The following is a 17,025-nucleotide window of genomic DNA, read 5'->3' as shown; positions in this document are numbered from 1 at the left end:
TTAATTATATAAGCTTTATACAGAGTCTGACGAAGGAGTCTGCTATGATGCAAGAAAAATTCGGCATTAGGGGAACAAAGCTGGCAAAGTCAGAATTTATTGTATACGAAACATCAAATAATATATCTATGAATGCAGTTTCTGATCTTCTGGATGGTCATCTTGCCGTTTGTCGGATTAACCATTTTCTTTTACCAGAACAAAGAAAGAAAATAATTGAGAATTTTTGGCGTTCTTCAGCACTTACTCCCCGTTACGGAGATGGTATTGATGGTATTGATGGTGTTGAGGGATATTTTATCGGGGCATCCCATATTGAAAAAAATACCCGCCAATATATAGAAGAAGTAGAAAATTTCCGCCCGGCAATTAGTGAGATTTTCCAGGATACGATCAATCCAATTGATCGTTTCATAGAGCAAATAACACATTTTAGTGGGGATAACCCTCAGGTAACGCGTCCTGCTATGTATCATGGTGTTGCTGCGGGTAATGTAAAAATTGTGTATTGGAATAATTTCGGTGAATTCCTGTTATTACCTCATGATGATCTTGCACAGCTGAGCGATCCACGTCAGAGCGATTTTGAGGTCCAACAAATTAATCGTGTCATGGCGGTAAATTTTTACGCTGATGTTCCCCAAAATGGGGGGCAATTAAAAGTATGGAATATTCAACCCGACAACCAATCACGTAGTGCCCTTGGTTTAACTTACAGTGGTTTTCCCTATCCAGTAGAATTACTGGAAAATCATGCAAACATGGTGATCAATATTAAGGCGGGGGATTTGGTATTGCTGAATGGAAATTTAGTACATGCAGTATTGAATGGTAATGCTATATCTGCACCAGAACGACGATTGCTTGTGACTTGTTTTATGGGAGTGCAGCAAAATGGCGATCTTGTCTGGTGGACATAAATCATGATATTGAAAATAGTCCCACAGATATTTGACCATAGCGAGATATGCATCTACATTTAAATGATTAATTTAGAATATTATAAGACGAATGCTATGTTATTACTTGCATGTACACTGATTGCATCTACTGGCTTAGCATTAACAGCAGTAGATTGTACATGCATTTTTTCACTTCTCCCCTTGCTCCACTGCCACTTCCTTTATTATCTATATATAACTGTGTAATACTCTTGTTTCTAAGAGATGGTTTGCATGCAATGTGTTGCCAGATTTGTGTACTGGCTTAGTTAAAACGTAAGATAGGTGTGATTCCGATGATTTCTAAAGCCCTATGGGTCTCTTATGGCTCGACTTTGCTGTTTGTTTTATTGTGGAGCAGTGGTGCGATTTTTTCGCGGTGGGGACTTGACCATAGTACCGCATTTGCGATTCTCTTAATGCGTTTTGCTGTTGCGCTTATTTTTTTGATATTTTTGGGATTATTATTCGGGCGTAAGGGCCATTTCTTGCCTGAACAGGGTACGCGTAAACAAGTAGCCAGTACCGGCGTTCTGCTAATAGGTGGTTATTCTATTTGTTATTTTTTTGCGTTGGACAATGGGATTACCCCCGGAGTTCTGGCTACAGTAATGGGAATTCAACCGATTATTACATTGTTAGTCATCGAGCGCCGTTTTTCGGCTGTACGTTTGGCGGGTTTATTGTTAGCGCTGCTGGGTTTGATATTAGTAGTGTATCAAAGTCTTGTGCTGTCCAGATTCTCTCTGGCCGGTATTACTTTTGCTTTGGTTGCACTGGCTTGTATGAGTATCGGTGCGATTTTACAGAAACGAATTCATCAAGCTCCTTCTGTAGTTTTACCTCTACAATATGGTGTTAGCCTACTGCTTTGCTTACTATTTGTTCCTTTTCAGCCTTTTGAATTTCAGCTGGTGCCTGGCTTTATTATTTCGTTGTTATGGCTTGGATTAGTCATTTCTGTTGTGGCTCAATTATTACTTTACCGGCTTATTCAAGCGGGTAATTTAGTGAATGTGACAAGTCTGTTTTATCTTGTTCCTGGGGTTACGGCTGTAATGGACTATTTGTTTTTGGGAAATTCGTTGCCTGATTTAAGTTTGCTGGGTATGGTTGCTATCTTGTCTGGGCTAATCTTGGTCTTTCGTACAAAGAAAATATCGCTTTCTACTGAATAAACTTGTATTTGCCGGGTTGTAATCAGCCTGGCCGTAGTTCATTCGTGGATTTTAGAACCCCAATTGCTTTGTATTGTTCCTTACATATTAAATGATAACCGTTATTACTTGGATGTTGTCTATTTCCACTTTACAGTACTGCCCGCATATATCGTATTACCAAATTGCATATATGAGTCATGTTTGTATAACGTTAAATTATTAGGGAATTAATAATGGAATCAGCGATATCTACAGATAATATTAAATTGTTTATTAAGAAAATAGACGAACTGGTTAATATTGAAGATAAAAAAAAGGGTGGTGCTCTCGCGGTTGCTGTTACCCACGGTGATGAAACGATTTATCAGCGTCATATCGGACAAGCTAGCATTGAACATGCTGTTGCTATACAGCCTGATACTAAATTCTATTTGGCGAGTGCCTCAAAACAATTCACGGCTTTTTGTATTGCTTTGTTGGAGAAAGAAGGAAAGCTCAGCGTCAAGGATAAGGTCGGGAAATATTTGGATGATTTTCCTGCGCGTTTTTCTGATATTACTATTGAGCATCTTATTCACCATACCAGCGGGTTACGGGATATATTTTTACTTTATAATCTGGCAGGTAAAAACTCAGATTTTGACTACTGCAATGCTGATTTAGTCAGAAAACTGGCCCACAGGCAACAGGAACTTAGCTTTACTCCAGGGGAATATAGTCTTTATAGCAACACGGGCTATCATTTTCTGGGGGAAATAATCAGCGTGGTTTCAGGTCAGACGCTGAGGAAATATGCAGAAGAAAATGTTTTTGCCCCATTAAAGATGAAAGATACCCTTATTTGTGACGATATAACTGAGATTATCCCTAATCGAGCAATGGGTTACACTTATAACGAAGATTCACACCAGTGGATAAGAAGCGATATCAATAATTCTGTGGTAGGTAGTGCAGCGGTTCATTCCACTGTGAATGACTTGTGTCGTTGGATTAGGGCATTTTATTCGCCATCTATTGTTCAGGAGCTGTTGCCTCAATTATCCCGTACACCAGATTTAACTAATGGCAATCGAAATAAGTATGCTTACGGTTTGGATATCGACCAACGCGAAGGGCAAAGGATAATACACCACAGTGGTACTTATGCTGGCTTCAGAGCTAATATTGTTATTTTACCAGATGCTAAATTAGGCATCGCGATTACTTCTGCAACAAATGTTAATGTTGCTAAATGGGTGGATAAGAATATTGATATATTGTTTAACACTGGTATTAAGCCAGAAAAACCGCATTGCCTAACTAGTGATATTGATATCACTGGTATTTTTCGAGGGATAGAGTCTTATCCTTATATTATTACCAAAGAAGATGTTTATTTGTTAAGTAATTTGTTAGAAGAAGGTAAACCAATCATCTTTAATGTTGACGGTACATTCCAAGAGCAAGGAGGTGTAATTAAGTTCAGACCCATTGTTGAAAATAACAGCGTTATCGCGTTGGAAAAGATTGATGAAAATGGTAACGTTTTTTATTTTAAAAAAATGAAAGATGAAGAGAATATCGATATTAAGCTATTATTAGGGAAATATTATAGTCACGAAACAGAGGCGATGGTTGATATTATATCATCTGGTGATGGGATTGCTATTGGTGGGATTATCTATCCTAGTAAAAAAGAAGTTTTGCGACGGATTCATGGGAATAGTTATTTCTCCCCGAGAACTGAACTTATTATTGATTTTGCATTTGATCCTAATGCTAATAAACATAGCCTATATATCAGTGATTCGCGTTGCTGGAAGGTAGAATTTGTTGCAGTTTAACTTATAAAGTGATAAATCAGGTAGAACTATTATATTTATGTTCTGCCTGTTTTTCGTAAGCATCAGTTCCCATGGTTACTTTATATTGCCGCTCACATATTAAATGATAATCGTTATCACTTGGATATTTCCTGTTTACGTCTTACAGTACTGCCCACATATGTATTGCTATTAAACTGAATATATATGTTCTATTTTATAATTTTAAATAAGGAAGTTAATGATGGAATCGACGATATCGACAGATAAGATTAAATTGTTTCTCAATAAAATAGACGAATTGATTAATATTGAGAATAAGAAAAAGGGGGGAGCACTCGCGGTTGCGGTTACTCACGGAAATAAAATCATTTATCAGCGCCATATTGGGAAAGCGGATATTGAACATTCTGTAGCTGTAAAACCTAATACTAAATTCTATTTGGCGAGTGTTTCAAAACAATTTGCGGCTTTTTGTATTGCCCTGTTGGAGAAAGAAGGAAAGCTCTGCGTTAAAGATAAAGTTGGACAATATTTGGATTATTTCCCCGCACATTTTTCTGATATTACCATTGAACATCTTGTTCATCATACCAGTGGGTTACGGGATGAATTTTTACTTTATAGCCTGGCAGGTAAAAATTCAGACTTTGACCACCGCCATATTGAGTTGGTGAGAAAACTGACCCAACGGCAATATTCACTGAACTTCACTCCAGGGGAATATTACCTCTATAGCAACACGGGCTATAATTTACTGGCGGAAATAGTCAGCGTAGTTTCGGGTAAATCGTTGAGAAAATATGCGGAAGAAAATGTTTTCATTCCATTAAAGATGAAAGATACCTTTTTCTATGATGATATCACTGAGATTATTCCTGATCGTGCGATGGGTTACGCTTATAACGAAGAGTCGCATCAGTGGAGAAGAGATGATCTCAACGATGTGGTGGTTGGTGGTTCAGGGCTGTATTCTACGGTAAATGATTTGTGTAGCTGGATGAAAGCGTTTTATTCGCCATCTATTGTTCAGGATCTGTGGCCTCAATTATCCCGTACGCCAGATTTAACCAATGGCAATCGTAACAATTATGCTTACGGTTTTGCGATTAACCAACGTGAAGGGCAAAAGATAATACGACATGATGGTGGTTATGGTGGCTTTAGATCCGAAGTTTGTATTTTACCTGATGCTGAATTAGGTATTGCTGTTACTTCTGCAATGAATACTAATGTCTCTAAACTTGTTCAACAGTGTTTTGATGTATTATTTAATCCTAATGATACTAAACCAGAAAAACAACCTTGTCGGACCAGTGATGCCGATATTACTGGTATTTTTAAAGGATTACAACCTTACCCTTATATTATCACCAAAGAAGATTGCTATTTATTAGGTAATTTATTCGAAAAAGGTAACCCGATTATCTTTAACTCTGATGGTACATTCCAAGCGGAAGATGGGAAAATTCGGTTCAGACCTGTTATTGAAAATGACAATGTTATTGCATTGGAGCAGATTAATGAAAATGGCAATGTTTTTTATTTAGATAAGATGATTGATGATGGTGGTGCCGATATCCAGCTACTGTTAGGGCATTATTATAACCACGAAACAGAAGCTGTGCTCACTGTTGCAGCTTCTGGTGATGAGCTTTATATCGATGCAATTATTTCTCCTGAAAGAAAAGAAGTCTTACATCGGGTTTATGGGAATAGTTATTTTTCTCCTAGCACAAAGCTTATTATTGATTTTGCATTGGACCCTGAAACGAATGAACCTCAGCTTTATCTCAGTAATGGTCGTTGCTGGAATATAGAATTTGTCGCGTTTTGATTGAGATGACAGTAAACATACATTGATAACTGTGTTGTTCTGGCAGGATGGCAGATACTCTTGAAATATTTATGTTCTGCCTTACGGGACTGCCTGCATATACGTAAGGCGCTCAAATTGCATATACCCGTTATCTTTCAAGTTGCCTCTTTGTTGGCTGCACTCACTCACCCCGGTCACAGAGTTTGCTATGCTCCCGGGGATTCGCTCCCTTGCCGCCGCGATGAATCTTGAAATCCATAGGGTATATATATACCTGTTTGTATAAAATTAAATAAGGAAACTAATAATGGAATCGACGATATCTACAGATAAAATTAAGTTGTTTATCAATAAAATAGACGAATTGGTTAATATTGAGAATAAAAAAAAGGGGGGAGCACTCGCGGTTGCGGTTACTCACGGAAATAAAATCATTTATCAGCGCCATATTGGGAAAGCGGATATTGAACATTCTGTAGCTGTAAAACCTAATACTAAATTCTATTTGGCGAGTGTTTCAAAACAATTTGCGGCTTTTTGTATTGCCCTGTTGGAGAAAGAAGGAAAGCTCTGCATTAAGGATAAAGTTGGACAATATTTGGATTATTTCCCCGCGCATTTTTCTGATATTACCATTGAACATCTTATTCATCATACCAGTGGGTTACGGGATGAGTTTTTATTTTATAGTCTGGCAGGTAAAAATTCAGACTTTGACCACCGCCATATTGAGTTGGTGAGAAAACTGATGCAACGGCAACAGGCACTTAATTTTACGCCTGGAGAATATTATCTCTATAGTAATACGGGCTATAATTTACTGGCAGAAATAGTCAGGGTAGTTTCGGGTAAATCGTTAAGGAAATACGCGGAAGAAAATGTTTTCGTCCCATTAAAGATGAAAGATACCTTTTTCTATGATGACATCACTGAGATTATTCCTGATCGAGCGATGGGTTACGCTTATAACGAAGAGTCGCATCAGTGGAGAAGAGATGATCTCAACGATGTGGTGGTTGGTGGTTCAGGGTTGCATTCTACGGTAAATGATTTGTGTCGTTGGATGAGAGCCTTTTATTCGCCATCCATTGTGCAGGATCTATTGCCTCAATTATCCCGTACACCAGATTTAACCAATGGCAATCGTAACAATTATGCTTACGGTTTGATGATTAGCCAACGCGAAGGGCAAAAGATAATACAACACGGTGGTTCCTATACTGGGTTTAAATCTCATGTTTGTATTTTACCGGATGCTAAATTAGGTATTGCGATTACCGCTGCAACAGGCGCTGAAGTTACTGGATGGGTGGAGCAGCATATTGATATATTGTTTCATACCGATATTGAGCGAGAAGAACCGTATTGCTTAACCAATGATATCGATATCACGGGTATTTTCCGAGGAATAGAACCTTATCCTTATATTATTACCAAGGAAGATACTTATTTGTTAGGTAATTTATTCGAAAAAGGTAACCCGATTATTTTTAACTCTGACGGTACATTCCAAGAACAAGGCGGTAAAATCCGATTCAGACCTATCATTGAAAATGACAGTGTTATTGCATTGGAGCAGATTGATGAAAATGGCAATATCTTTTATCTTAAAAAGCGAGTTGATGATGGGGGTGTTGATATTCAGCTATTGTCAGGACGTTATTATAGTCATGAAGCAGAAGCAATGCTATTTATTTCTTCTTCTGACAATGGAATTTATATTGATGGAATTGTCTATCCTGGGAAGAAAGAAGTCTTACGGCGGATTTACGGGAATAGTTATTTTTCCCCCAGTACTGAACTGATTATTGATTTTGAATTAGATTCTGATACTAATAAGCCTCGTCTCTATATCAATGATTCACGCTGTTGGAATGTAGAGCTCGTGCAATTTAATTGATAGGAGATAATATTACCTTAGCAGAACAGAATTAATGTTATTGAGCGTTTAAAGATATTTTTTTATTAGATACATTTTGTTCCAGGCAGAACGATCGATTTATATTCTGCCTGTTCGATAACCTTAAATAAGGAAATTCATGATGGCATTAACGATATCTAGAGATAATATTAAGTTTCTTCTGAAGAAAATAGACAATTTAATTGATATTGAAAATAAGAAAAATGGCGGCGCTCTCGCGGTTGCTGTTACTCATGAAAATGAAACCATTTATAAGCGCTATATTGGGCAAGCCAGTATTGAACATTCTGCTGCGATAACCCCAAATACGAAATTCTATATGGCGAGTGTTTCAAAACAATTCACGGCTTTTTGTATTGCTTTGCTGGAAAAAGCTGGAAAGCTCAACGTTAAAGATAAAGTTGGGAAATATGTGGATTATTTCCCAACGCGTTTCTCTGATATTACCATTGAGCATCTTATTCATCATACCAGTGGGTTACGAGATAAATATGTCCCTTATGGCTTGGCAGGTAAAAACTCAGATTTTGACCACCGCAGTATGGGTTTATTGAGAAAACTAATTCAACGGCAACAGGCACTTAATTTCACACCGGGAGAACGCTTTCGTTATAGCAATACGGGCTATAATTTGCTGGCAGAAATTATCAAAGTAGTTTCCGGTAAATCGTTAAGAGAATATGCGAAAGAAAATATTTTTATTCCATTAAAGATGAATAATACTTCTTTCTATGATGAGGTTACTGAGATTATCGATGATCGGGCGATAGGTTATGTTTATAACGAAGATGCAAAACAATGGAAAAGATCGGATCACAACGATTCAACTATAGGTAGTGCGGGGCTTCGTTCTACAGTAAGTGATTTATGTCGCTGGATGAAAGCATTTTATTCACCATCGATTGTTCGGGATATGTTGCCTCATTTATCCCGTACACCAAATTTAACCAATGGAAATCGTAACAATTATGCTTACGGTTTGATGATCAGCCAACGTGAAGGGCAAAAGATAATACGGCACGATGGTTCTTATGGTGGTTTTAAAGCTGAGGTTTGTGTTTTACCTGATATTAAATTAGGTATCGTGATTACGGCTGCAACAGGTATTAATACCGTTGAATTTACTAATCAATGTCTGAATATATTATTTAACACTGATATAACTGAGCCAGAACATTGCCGAACCAGTAATATTGATATCACCGGTATGTTTAAAGGAGAAGATCCCTATCCTTATATTATTACCAAGGAAGATTGCTATTTATTAGGTAATTTATTCGAGAAAGGTAATCCGATTATTTTTAATGCTGATGGGACATTCCAGGAGAAAGGGGGAGACATCCGATTTAGAGCTGTTATTGGCAATAATGAAGTTATCGCATTGGAACAGATTGATGAAAATGGCAACATTTTTTATTTAAAAAAGATGATCGATAAAGCTGATATCGATATTCAGCGATTATCAGGTCGCTATTATAATCACGAAACAGAATCGATTATTAATATTGAATCATCCGGTGATAAGCTTTATCTCGATGCGGTTGTCTTGCCCGGAAAAAAAGAAGCCTTACGATGGGCTTACGAGAATAGTTATTTTTCTCAGGCTACAGAGCTGATTATTGATTTTAAATTGGACTCTGATACAAATAAACCTCATCTTTATGTCAATGACTCACGTTGTTGGAAGATAGAGTTTGTCCCGGTTTAATTGACAGAATTGTAAATAGGAATTAAGAACTGTGTTTTTCTGGTAGGATGAAAAGATTTGGTTGAGATCATAAAGATATTTTCTATCTAATCTATTTATTTTCGGTCAGAACTATCATGATGATGTTCTGGCCGTTTTTTTACATAGCTTATGCACTTTAAATGATTATGTGAGCTATTTTCAGTGACTTGAAATCTAAAATTGCCAAATAAATTACCTTGATTTCCACTAACAATAGTATAGTGATATATACATAATTGAGAAATATAGTTTAATCTTGATCACAATAAAAGGAGTGTGAATTTATTATAGAAAATAAATTATGTGATATTGATTACTATTTCTCCAACTTAATGTTGAAAAAATATTTTAGTCTAGGATATATAGGATAGAGTAATTAAATGGATTTTTATTTGGTTTCGAAATTATATTTATTTTAATGTTATCATTTATTTTCTATAGATATCATTATCTGTAATTAATTGTTATTTTTAATAAATAAGATAAAACAATAATAGGTGGAAATAATTCACATGATTGATATAAATAAAACATATTTATCGGAGGATAACCAGATGCCTTGTGATTTTGATTCCGAAGTCGTTATTGGGCTGGTTGGTGCTGTAGGAACCGATTTAGAAATAATTAAAGATTCTATAACACAGAAACTTAATGCGTTCCGGTATGATGTACAAGAGGTAAGAATATCTTCTGAAATTATCTCAGTATTAAGGGATATTCCCTTAACAAAGGATAATTATGAAAAGATAAGTTGTTTAATGACAGAGGGTAATAATCTAAGAGAGGTTAGTCAGGATAACTCTATATTGGCATTGGCTGCGGTAGCCGAAATAAATAAAAGAAGAGAGAAGAAGAATTCCTTACCAATACCATCTATTAGGAGAGCATATATTATAAATTCTCTCAAACATCCAGATGAGGTCAATGCATTAAGGGAGATTTATGCGAATGGATTTTTCCTGATAGGTGTATATACTAGTGAGTCTCAAAGATTAAAGAATCTTACTGTTGATAAAGGCATTGATAGGGAAAAGGCTAAGGAGTTGATTAGTCGTGATTCCAATGAGGGAAATGAGTGGGGACAGCATACAAGAGATACTTATGAGTTATCAGATTTCTTTATAAGTTATGATGGGAATAAAAATAGGGCCGACAATAGTATATGGAGAATATTGGATCTTATTTTTGGTAATCCATATGTTACTCCGACCTTTGATGAATATGCTATGTTCATGGCTTTTTCTGCTTCATTACGATCTGGAGATCTTTCCCGTCAGGTTGGGGCTGTATTAACGAAAAATAAAAATATCATATCAACTGGGGCTAACGATGTACCAAAATTTGGCGGAGGATTATATTGGCCTGAATATGTAGGAGATGAAATTGAAGATGCTAAAAATGGTAGAGATTATAAAGTAGGTGAGGATTCAAATGCGAAAGAGAAAAGATTAATTATTGAAGATATACTTAAAGATGTCAAAGATGAAAAAAAGGAAGAATTTAAAGAATATCTTCTGAGAAGTAAGATTAAGGATATTACCGAGTATGGGAGGGTTGTGCATGCTGAAATGGAAGCTATCTTAGCATGTGCAAGAAGTAATATTAGTACTTATAATGGAATATTATATTGTACTACATTTCCATGTCATAATTGTGCAAAACATATCGTTGCCAGTGGTATAAAACGAGTTGTATATATTGAACCTTATCCTAAAAGTAAAGCCTTTGATTTTCATCCTGATTCTATTTCAACTCCTGGGGTAGATGACAATAAAGTAATTTTTGAGCCATTTGTGGGGGTTGGGCCTCGTTGTTTCTTTAATTTATTCTCTATAAATCTAGGAGTAGGTTATAAAATCAAAAGAAAAAATAAAGAGGGTAAAACTCTTAATTGGGATAGGAGAGATGGAAAACTCAGAATGAAGATGCTATCATTATCTTATATAGAGAAAGAAACCGAATCAGCAGCTAATGTAGATAGATTAATAAAGGAGTTAAAGAAATGACTAAGAAAGAGGAGTTTTTAGCTTATTTAAGTGAAGCGAGTAAAATAGTTGAACAATGGCCAGATTGGAAGAAAGGTGGATTGAAAACGCGCCGTAACCTACAGACATCTGGTAAAGATAAATCTAAGACTTATGCGATTGGTGAGAATAAAAAATAAATTGGTATAACTTATTCTTATTTATTGAAAAACAGAGAGCTTGATAAGGTTTTCTGTTTTCTACTGTTAGAAAAACAATTAAAATAATAAATTAAGTTTTTATTTCAACATCCTGATAATCACATCGATGTGGATAAATATAAAAAGTAACCCTTTTTAGGGTTACTAGTAAATATAGTGAATCATTCAAACTAATTATTTGTTTTCAAAAAATGCCCGCCTTAAACCTAATTCCAGCCCACGAATTTCGGCTAAACCTTTTAATCGGCCAATACAGGAATAACCGGGATTAGTCTGTTTTTTTAGGTCATCAATTATTTGATGGCCGTGGTCAGGGCGCATAGGGATTAAACGGTTATCTCCAGCCGCCTTACGGCGATATTCTTCACGTAGGATTTCCATAATTACGTTATACATATCTACATCACCTGCCAGATGAGCGGCTTCATGGAAAGTTTTACTGTTTTCTTCCCGTTGGGTAGAGCGCAAGTGAGTGAAATAAATGCGGTTGCCATAGCGCTTAATCATCTCAACCAAATCATTATCACTACGAACACCGTAGGAACCGGTGCACATTGTAATGCCGTTAACCGGGCTTGGTTCAATGGTTGTCAGCCATTCAATATCTTCAATGGTGGAAATAATACGTGGTAAGCCCAGAATAGGGCGAGGTGGATCATCTGGGTGAATTGCCAGACGTAAACTATATTCTTCACATACAGGAACAATTTGGTGCAGGAAATAAGCCAAATGTTCACGCAGTTTATCGTGGGTAATATCTTGATAGCGATCTAATTGCGCCTGAAATTCTGCTAACGTATAGCCCTCTTCGGCCCCTGGCAGACCGGCAATGATATTAGCAGTCAGCTTCTCAATATCAGCAGCAGACATATTGTCGTAATAGACTTTTGCCTGAGCTTGTTCTTCAACGGTGTAATCAGCTTCTGCACCCGGGCGTTTGAGGATATAGATTTCAAATGCAGCAAAGGCAATTTGATCAAAACGTAGAGCTTTAGAACCATCAGGGAGCAGGTATTCAAGATCGGTACGTGTCCAATCGAGTACTGGCATAAAATTATAGCAAACGGTATTGATGCCACATTCTGCCAGATTTTTCAGTGAGGTTTTATAGTTATTAATCCATTGTTGATAGTGACCGGTCTGGGTTTTAATTTCTTCATGGACAGGTATACTTTCAACAACTGACCAGATAAGTCCCTTATTTTCGATAAGGGTTTTACGCGCCAAGATTTCGTCTTGATGCCAAACATGTCCGTTAGGAATATGATGCAACGCGGTAACGATGCCGGTTGCACCAGCTTGACGGATATCATCTAAAGAGACAGGGTCATTTGGGCCGAACCAACGCCAGGTTTGTTCCATTGTTATCTACCTTTACATGAACTCTAGAATGAAAAACAGTCATCAAAACAACTGGATATAAAAACTTATTTATTAATTGTTCCGTTAGATTAATTACGCTTCTTTGCTATTTCATAGGGATACGAATTAAAGAGATAACCGTCGAAATAGGGATCATCAATATCAGACAGTTCCAGTAAACGTAATTTCACATTTTCCAAATGTTGCCACATTGCTTGTTTAGCTGCTGCCGGATCTTTCTTGATCATGGCGGATAAAATGATCTGATGATCATGCAACCACTCTTTACGATAATCTTTATCGGTAATTCGAGTATGTAGTTTCTGCCACATGGGATTATTTTCCCGCCATGCCCAAGATTGTTTAAGCAGTTCAACTAACATACTGTTATGGGTGGCTTCAGCAATGGCGAGATGGAATTCTCTGTCACCGGATTCATCTTCACCGGAGGCCAAATCTTCGGATTCCTTTTGTAATGCTCGACGCATATTAGCAATATTGTTTGGTGTTACTTGCATGGCGGCAAATTCAGCAATATTACTTTCCAGCAATTGGCGAGCCTGTAATAGCTCAAAAGGTCCTGCCGCATTGACTGAGCATGAAGAAGCAGGCAGCAGGTGAGGGAGGCTGATAATATAGACCCCAGAACCTTTACGGACTTCGATTAGATTTTCTAGTTCGAGCATAATTAATGCTTCACGAACAACTGTTCTGGAAACGCCTAATAATTCAGCCAGTTCTCGCTCTGGCGGTAAGCGATCCCCGATATGATATTGCTGGTTAGCAATCATCTGTCTTAATGAAATACCGACTTCTTGATAAGGACGTTTTGACTCAAGTAAATGCTTCATCATGTTACTACCATTACGATGACTATCTATTAATTGCACGGATCATAGTTAAAAACAAAAATTGGTCAACCAAAAACACCATTTCAAGGTGAAGGCCAAAGATCTTCATCTATGATTGATTATTTTACTGCGCGAATGCGCTCTACCATATGGTAAAGCATCGGATCGCTTTTCTTAATGTCGTCGTATATAGGTTTAACCGCTTCTTCAAACGATTTTTTATCAACATCGACGAATTTAACCCCAATTTTTTCGGCATGTTGGCGCTCTTTTTCCTCTGATTTTTCCCATAATTTGGTCATATATTCCGAGGAATGGGTCGCTGCACTCATAAGGATTTTTTGTTGTTCTGATGACAGCTTATTTAAAGATTTATTAGAAATAACTAGCACATCTGGCACCATTGTATGCTTATCCAGTGAGAAATATCCGGCAACTTCACTGTGGCGACTCAGGCTGAAAGAAGGAATGTTATTTTCTGCGGCATCGACAACACCCTGTTGCAGAGCGGTATACAATTCGCCGTAAGCTAAAGATGTTGGATTACCTCCCAGGTTTTTCACCATTGAAATGGCTGTTGGGCTAGGCTGTACTCGGATCTTCATGCCCTTGAGATCCGCAGGAGTACGAATAGGTTTTTTGGCGTAGAAGCTGCGTGCACCAGCTTCATAGAAGGTTATACCAACAAATCCACGGTTTTTACTGGAAGCGAGGATCTCTTTACCAATTTCTCCATTTTTAATTTTTTCGTAGTGTGCTTGATCGCGGAATAGATAAGGCAGATTAAAAGCGGAATAAGCGGGTGAGAAAGCTTCCTGTTCTGCGGCGTTAGATTTGACTAAATCCAACGCACCATTTTGCATCAATTCCATCGATTCCCGTTGATTGCCTAATTGTGCATCTGGATAGATCCGAATACGAACATCACCATTTGTTTTTTGGCGAACTTCATCAGCAAACTGAGTCATTGCCTTGTGTACTGCGTGATCGCGGTTATGGTTATGGCTGAGTTTTAATGTTGTCACCGCTATGACTTGTGATGCTCCCAAGGTAAATATCGTGCCGATTACAGTACATAAAATACGCTTAGAATTGTTCATTGTTCGTTCTCCAATTGCTGTAAATAGGTTACGGGCACAACTGAACTGACGGCCAAACCATAAGCACCGCTTCTGCTGTCGTCAAAAAATAAATACCATTTGGTTGACCAATATCACAAAATAATCGCGTCAGTGAGTAAACCAGTCAGTTTGTGATCCCGCTCACTGGATGTTTTTTTGACCTGGATCTTATAATCCGGGTGACGTAACGTTCTCTTTACTGATTTTGGTCAAGCAGTTTTCTGCTATTTGGTTGACCAAATGTGGCTTCTGTTAAAGCCAATAAAAGGACAAGTTCCATGAAAAACCTTGTGGATTGCATCAATAAAGGCTTGGCATTTTTTACAATCTGCCTTTTTGTTTTTTTGGTGTTTTGTGTGACATGGCAGGTTGTTTCCCGCTATGTGCTTGGTACGCCGAGTACGGTAACTGATGAACTCGCCCGTTATCTGTTTATTTGGGTCGCCATGATTGGCGCGGCATATACCACAGGCCAACACCGTCACTTAGCTATCGACCTGTTAGCGATGAAACTTAAGGGGATAGGCAAAAATATTGTTGGTTTAGTCATACTGGCCTCGATTGCTCTGTTTGCTTCAGTTGTGCTGGTGTATGGCGGATCAGTGTTGGCTATTTCAACGCTTGAGACTGGGCAAATCACGCCTGCGTTGGGACTACAGATGGGGTATGTCTACTTATGTCTGCCAATCAGCGGTGTTCTGATGATCTTCTATACGCTGACAGATAGCGTTGCTCTTATTCAGAATTTTTCAGGTAAAGACACTGTCGTTTATGAAAGTCGTTGAAATCACCAGACACAAGAGGATGAGCTTATGGATTGGCAAGTTGTTTTAGTTTTGTTCGGTAGTTTCGCGATATTACTGGCACTTGGTATCCCGGTATCCTTTGCGATTAGTTTGTCATCATTACTGGCCATTATGATGACGCTTCCCATAGAAGCGGCTGTTACTGTTGTTGCTCAACGTATGGCTGTGGGTGTTGATAACTTCTCTTTACTGGCTATTCCGTTCTTTATTTTGGCGGGGAATATTATGAATCAGGGGGGAATTGCTACCCGGTTGATTAATCTGGCGAAAGTTATGGGGGGACGCTTGCCCGGTTCATTGGTTCACGTCAATATTATGGCGAATATGTTTTTTGGTGCGATTTCGGGTTCAGCGGTGGCATCCGCTGCGGCTGTCGGCGGAACGATGGCACCAATGCAGAAAAAAGAGGGTTATGAACCGGAGTATTCTGCTGCTGTAAACATTGCTTCTTGCCCTGCTGGTTTGTTGATCCCACCAAGTAATACTTTGATTGTTTATTCTCTGGTTTCCGGTGGTACATCAATTGCGGCGCTATTTCTGGCAGGTTATATTCCAGGCATTCTGATGGGGGTATCTCTGATGATAGTGTCGGCAATTATTGCCAAACGCCGTGGCTATCCGGTATCACCAAGACCCACATGGAACGAGTTTTTTATCACTTTGGTTCGCGCATTGCCTTCCCTGATGCTGATTGTGGTCGTTATGGGCGGTATCATTGCCGGTATTTTTACCGCGACAGAAGCTTCTGCAATTGCCGTATTGTACAGCTTTGTATTGGCAGTACTGATTTATCGCGAAGTCAGTATCATCAAGCTGCCGAAAATCATTTTGGATTCTGCTGTGACCACTTCCATTGTTCTGCTGCTGATTGGTGCATCAATGGGAATGTCTTGGGCAATGGCAAATGCTGATCTGCCCTATCTGATTGCTGATGCATTGATGGTAGTTTCGGAAAACCCGCTGGTTATTCTGCTGGTCATTAATATCATTTTATTGCTGGTCGGAACCTTTATGGATATGACCCCGGCGATTCTGATTTTTACGCCGATTTTTCTGCCTGTAGCACAGAGTATGGGAATTGATCCGGTACACTTCGGCATCATTATGACTTTTAACTTGGCTATTGGTATCTGTACGCCTCCGGTAGGTAGTGCGCTATTTGTTGGCTGTTCCATTGGTGAGGTCAGCATTAATAAGGTGTTGAAGCCTTTGGTACCAATGTATTGCGCCTTAATTATTGCCCTGATGTTGGTGACTTTTATGCCTCAGTTGAGTTTGTGGTTGCCTCAAATGTTACTGAATTACTGATTATTCAGGTAATTTGCGTT

The 17,025-nt window shown here is 38.1% G+C and carries 13 protein-coding genes; 10 read left to right on the top strand and 3 right to left on the bottom strand.

What is annotated here, in order from left to right:
- Positions 1 to 44: 44 nt before the first annotated feature.
- The 8 genes from BDD30_RS21215 (at position 45) to BDD30_RS23815 (ending at position 11,536) form a co-directional block, all read left to right on the top strand.
- Positions 45 to 920 (top strand): 2OG-Fe(II)-dependent halogenase WelO5 family protein, encoded by an 876-nt coding sequence (locus BDD30_RS21215; RefSeq protein WP_012776307.1) that lies wholly within the window; start codon positions 45 to 47, stop codon positions 918 to 920.
- 317 nt (positions 921 to 1,237) lie between these two features.
- Positions 1,238 to 2,119 (top strand): DMT family transporter, encoded by an 882-nt coding sequence (locus BDD30_RS21210; RefSeq protein WP_041381448.1) that lies wholly within the window; start codon positions 1,238 to 1,240, stop codon positions 2,117 to 2,119.
- Positions 2,120 to 2,334: 215 nt separating this feature from the next.
- The gene (locus BDD30_RS21205) at positions 2,335 to 3,924 is read left to right on the top strand and encodes a serine hydrolase domain-containing protein (protein ID WP_012776309.1); all 1,590 of its coding nucleotides are present in this window, start codon (positions 2,335 to 2,337) and stop codon (positions 3,922 to 3,924) included.
- A gap of 220 nt (positions 3,925 to 4,144) precedes the next feature.
- On the top strand, positions 4,145 to 5,740 hold the full coding sequence (locus BDD30_RS21200) for a serine hydrolase domain-containing protein (RefSeq protein ID WP_012776310.1): 1,596 nt from the start codon (positions 4,145 to 4,147) through the stop codon (positions 5,738 to 5,740).
- A gap of 289 nt (positions 5,741 to 6,029) precedes the next feature.
- The gene (locus BDD30_RS21195; RefSeq protein WP_012776311.1) at positions 6,030 to 7,622 is read left to right on the top strand and encodes a serine hydrolase domain-containing protein; all 1,593 of its coding nucleotides are present in this window, start codon (positions 6,030 to 6,032) and stop codon (positions 7,620 to 7,622) included.
- 139 nt (positions 7,623 to 7,761) lie between these two features.
- Positions 7,762 to 9,351, top strand: a complete 1,590-nt coding sequence (locus BDD30_RS21190; RefSeq protein ID WP_012776312.1) for a serine hydrolase domain-containing protein — start codon at positions 7,762 to 7,764, stop codon at positions 9,349 to 9,351.
- 533 nt (positions 9,352 to 9,884) lie between these two features.
- The gene (locus BDD30_RS21185) at positions 9,885 to 11,378 is read left to right on the top strand and encodes an anti-phage dCTP deaminase (protein WP_041381449.1); all 1,494 of its coding nucleotides are present in this window, start codon (positions 9,885 to 9,887) and stop codon (positions 11,376 to 11,378) included.
- Entirely contained in the window at positions 11,375 to 11,536 is a 162-nt protein-coding gene (locus BDD30_RS23815) for a hypothetical protein (protein WP_158307048.1), read from the top strand. The genes BDD30_RS21185 and BDD30_RS23815 overlap by 4 nt, the downstream gene beginning before the upstream one ends.
- Before the next feature lie 195 nt (positions 11,537 to 11,731).
- On the opposite strand, the gene uxuA is transcribed toward BDD30_RS23815, so the two are convergent.
- From uxuA to BDD30_RS21170, 3 genes are all read right to left on the bottom strand, one after another.
- The gene (uxuA, locus tag BDD30_RS21180; protein WP_012776314.1) at positions 11,732 to 12,919 is read right to left on the bottom strand and encodes a mannonate dehydratase; all 1,188 of its coding nucleotides are present in this window, start codon (positions 12,917 to 12,919) and stop codon (positions 11,732 to 11,734) included.
- 89 nt (positions 12,920 to 13,008) lie between these two features.
- Positions 13,009 to 13,770 carry an FCD domain-containing protein gene (locus tag BDD30_RS21175; RefSeq protein ID WP_041382633.1) on the bottom strand — a complete coding sequence of 254 codons (762 nt, stop codon included), beginning with the start codon at positions 13,768 to 13,770 and terminating at the stop codon, positions 13,009 to 13,011.
- Between the two features lie 119 nt (positions 13,771 to 13,889).
- The gene (locus tag BDD30_RS21170; protein ID WP_012776316.1) at positions 13,890 to 14,870 is read right to left on the bottom strand and encodes a TRAP transporter substrate-binding protein; all 981 of its coding nucleotides are present in this window, start codon (positions 14,868 to 14,870) and stop codon (positions 13,890 to 13,892) included.
- A 299-nt stretch (positions 14,871 to 15,169) separates the two neighbouring features.
- Here BDD30_RS21170 and BDD30_RS21165 point away from each other — a divergent pair, with 299 nt between their 5' ends.
- Positions 15,170 to 15,676 (top strand): TRAP transporter small permease, encoded by a 507-nt coding sequence (locus tag BDD30_RS21165; RefSeq protein ID WP_012776317.1) that lies wholly within the window; start codon positions 15,170 to 15,172, stop codon positions 15,674 to 15,676.
- A 27-nt stretch (positions 15,677 to 15,703) separates the two neighbouring features.
- Positions 15,704 to 17,005, top strand: coding sequence for a TRAP transporter large permease (locus BDD30_RS21160; RefSeq protein ID WP_012776318.1), 1,302 nt, complete (start codon positions 15,704 to 15,706; stop codon positions 17,003 to 17,005).
- Positions 17,006 to 17,025: the final 20 nt, after the last annotated feature.

The sequence above is a fragment of the Photorhabdus asymbiotica genome, from assembly GCF_003634575.1.
GTDB lineage: Bacteria > Pseudomonadota > Gammaproteobacteria > Enterobacterales > Enterobacteriaceae > Photorhabdus > Photorhabdus asymbiotica.
Note: the sequence above shows the minus strand (reverse complement) of the source record. Positions and strands in the feature narration are given on the sequence as shown.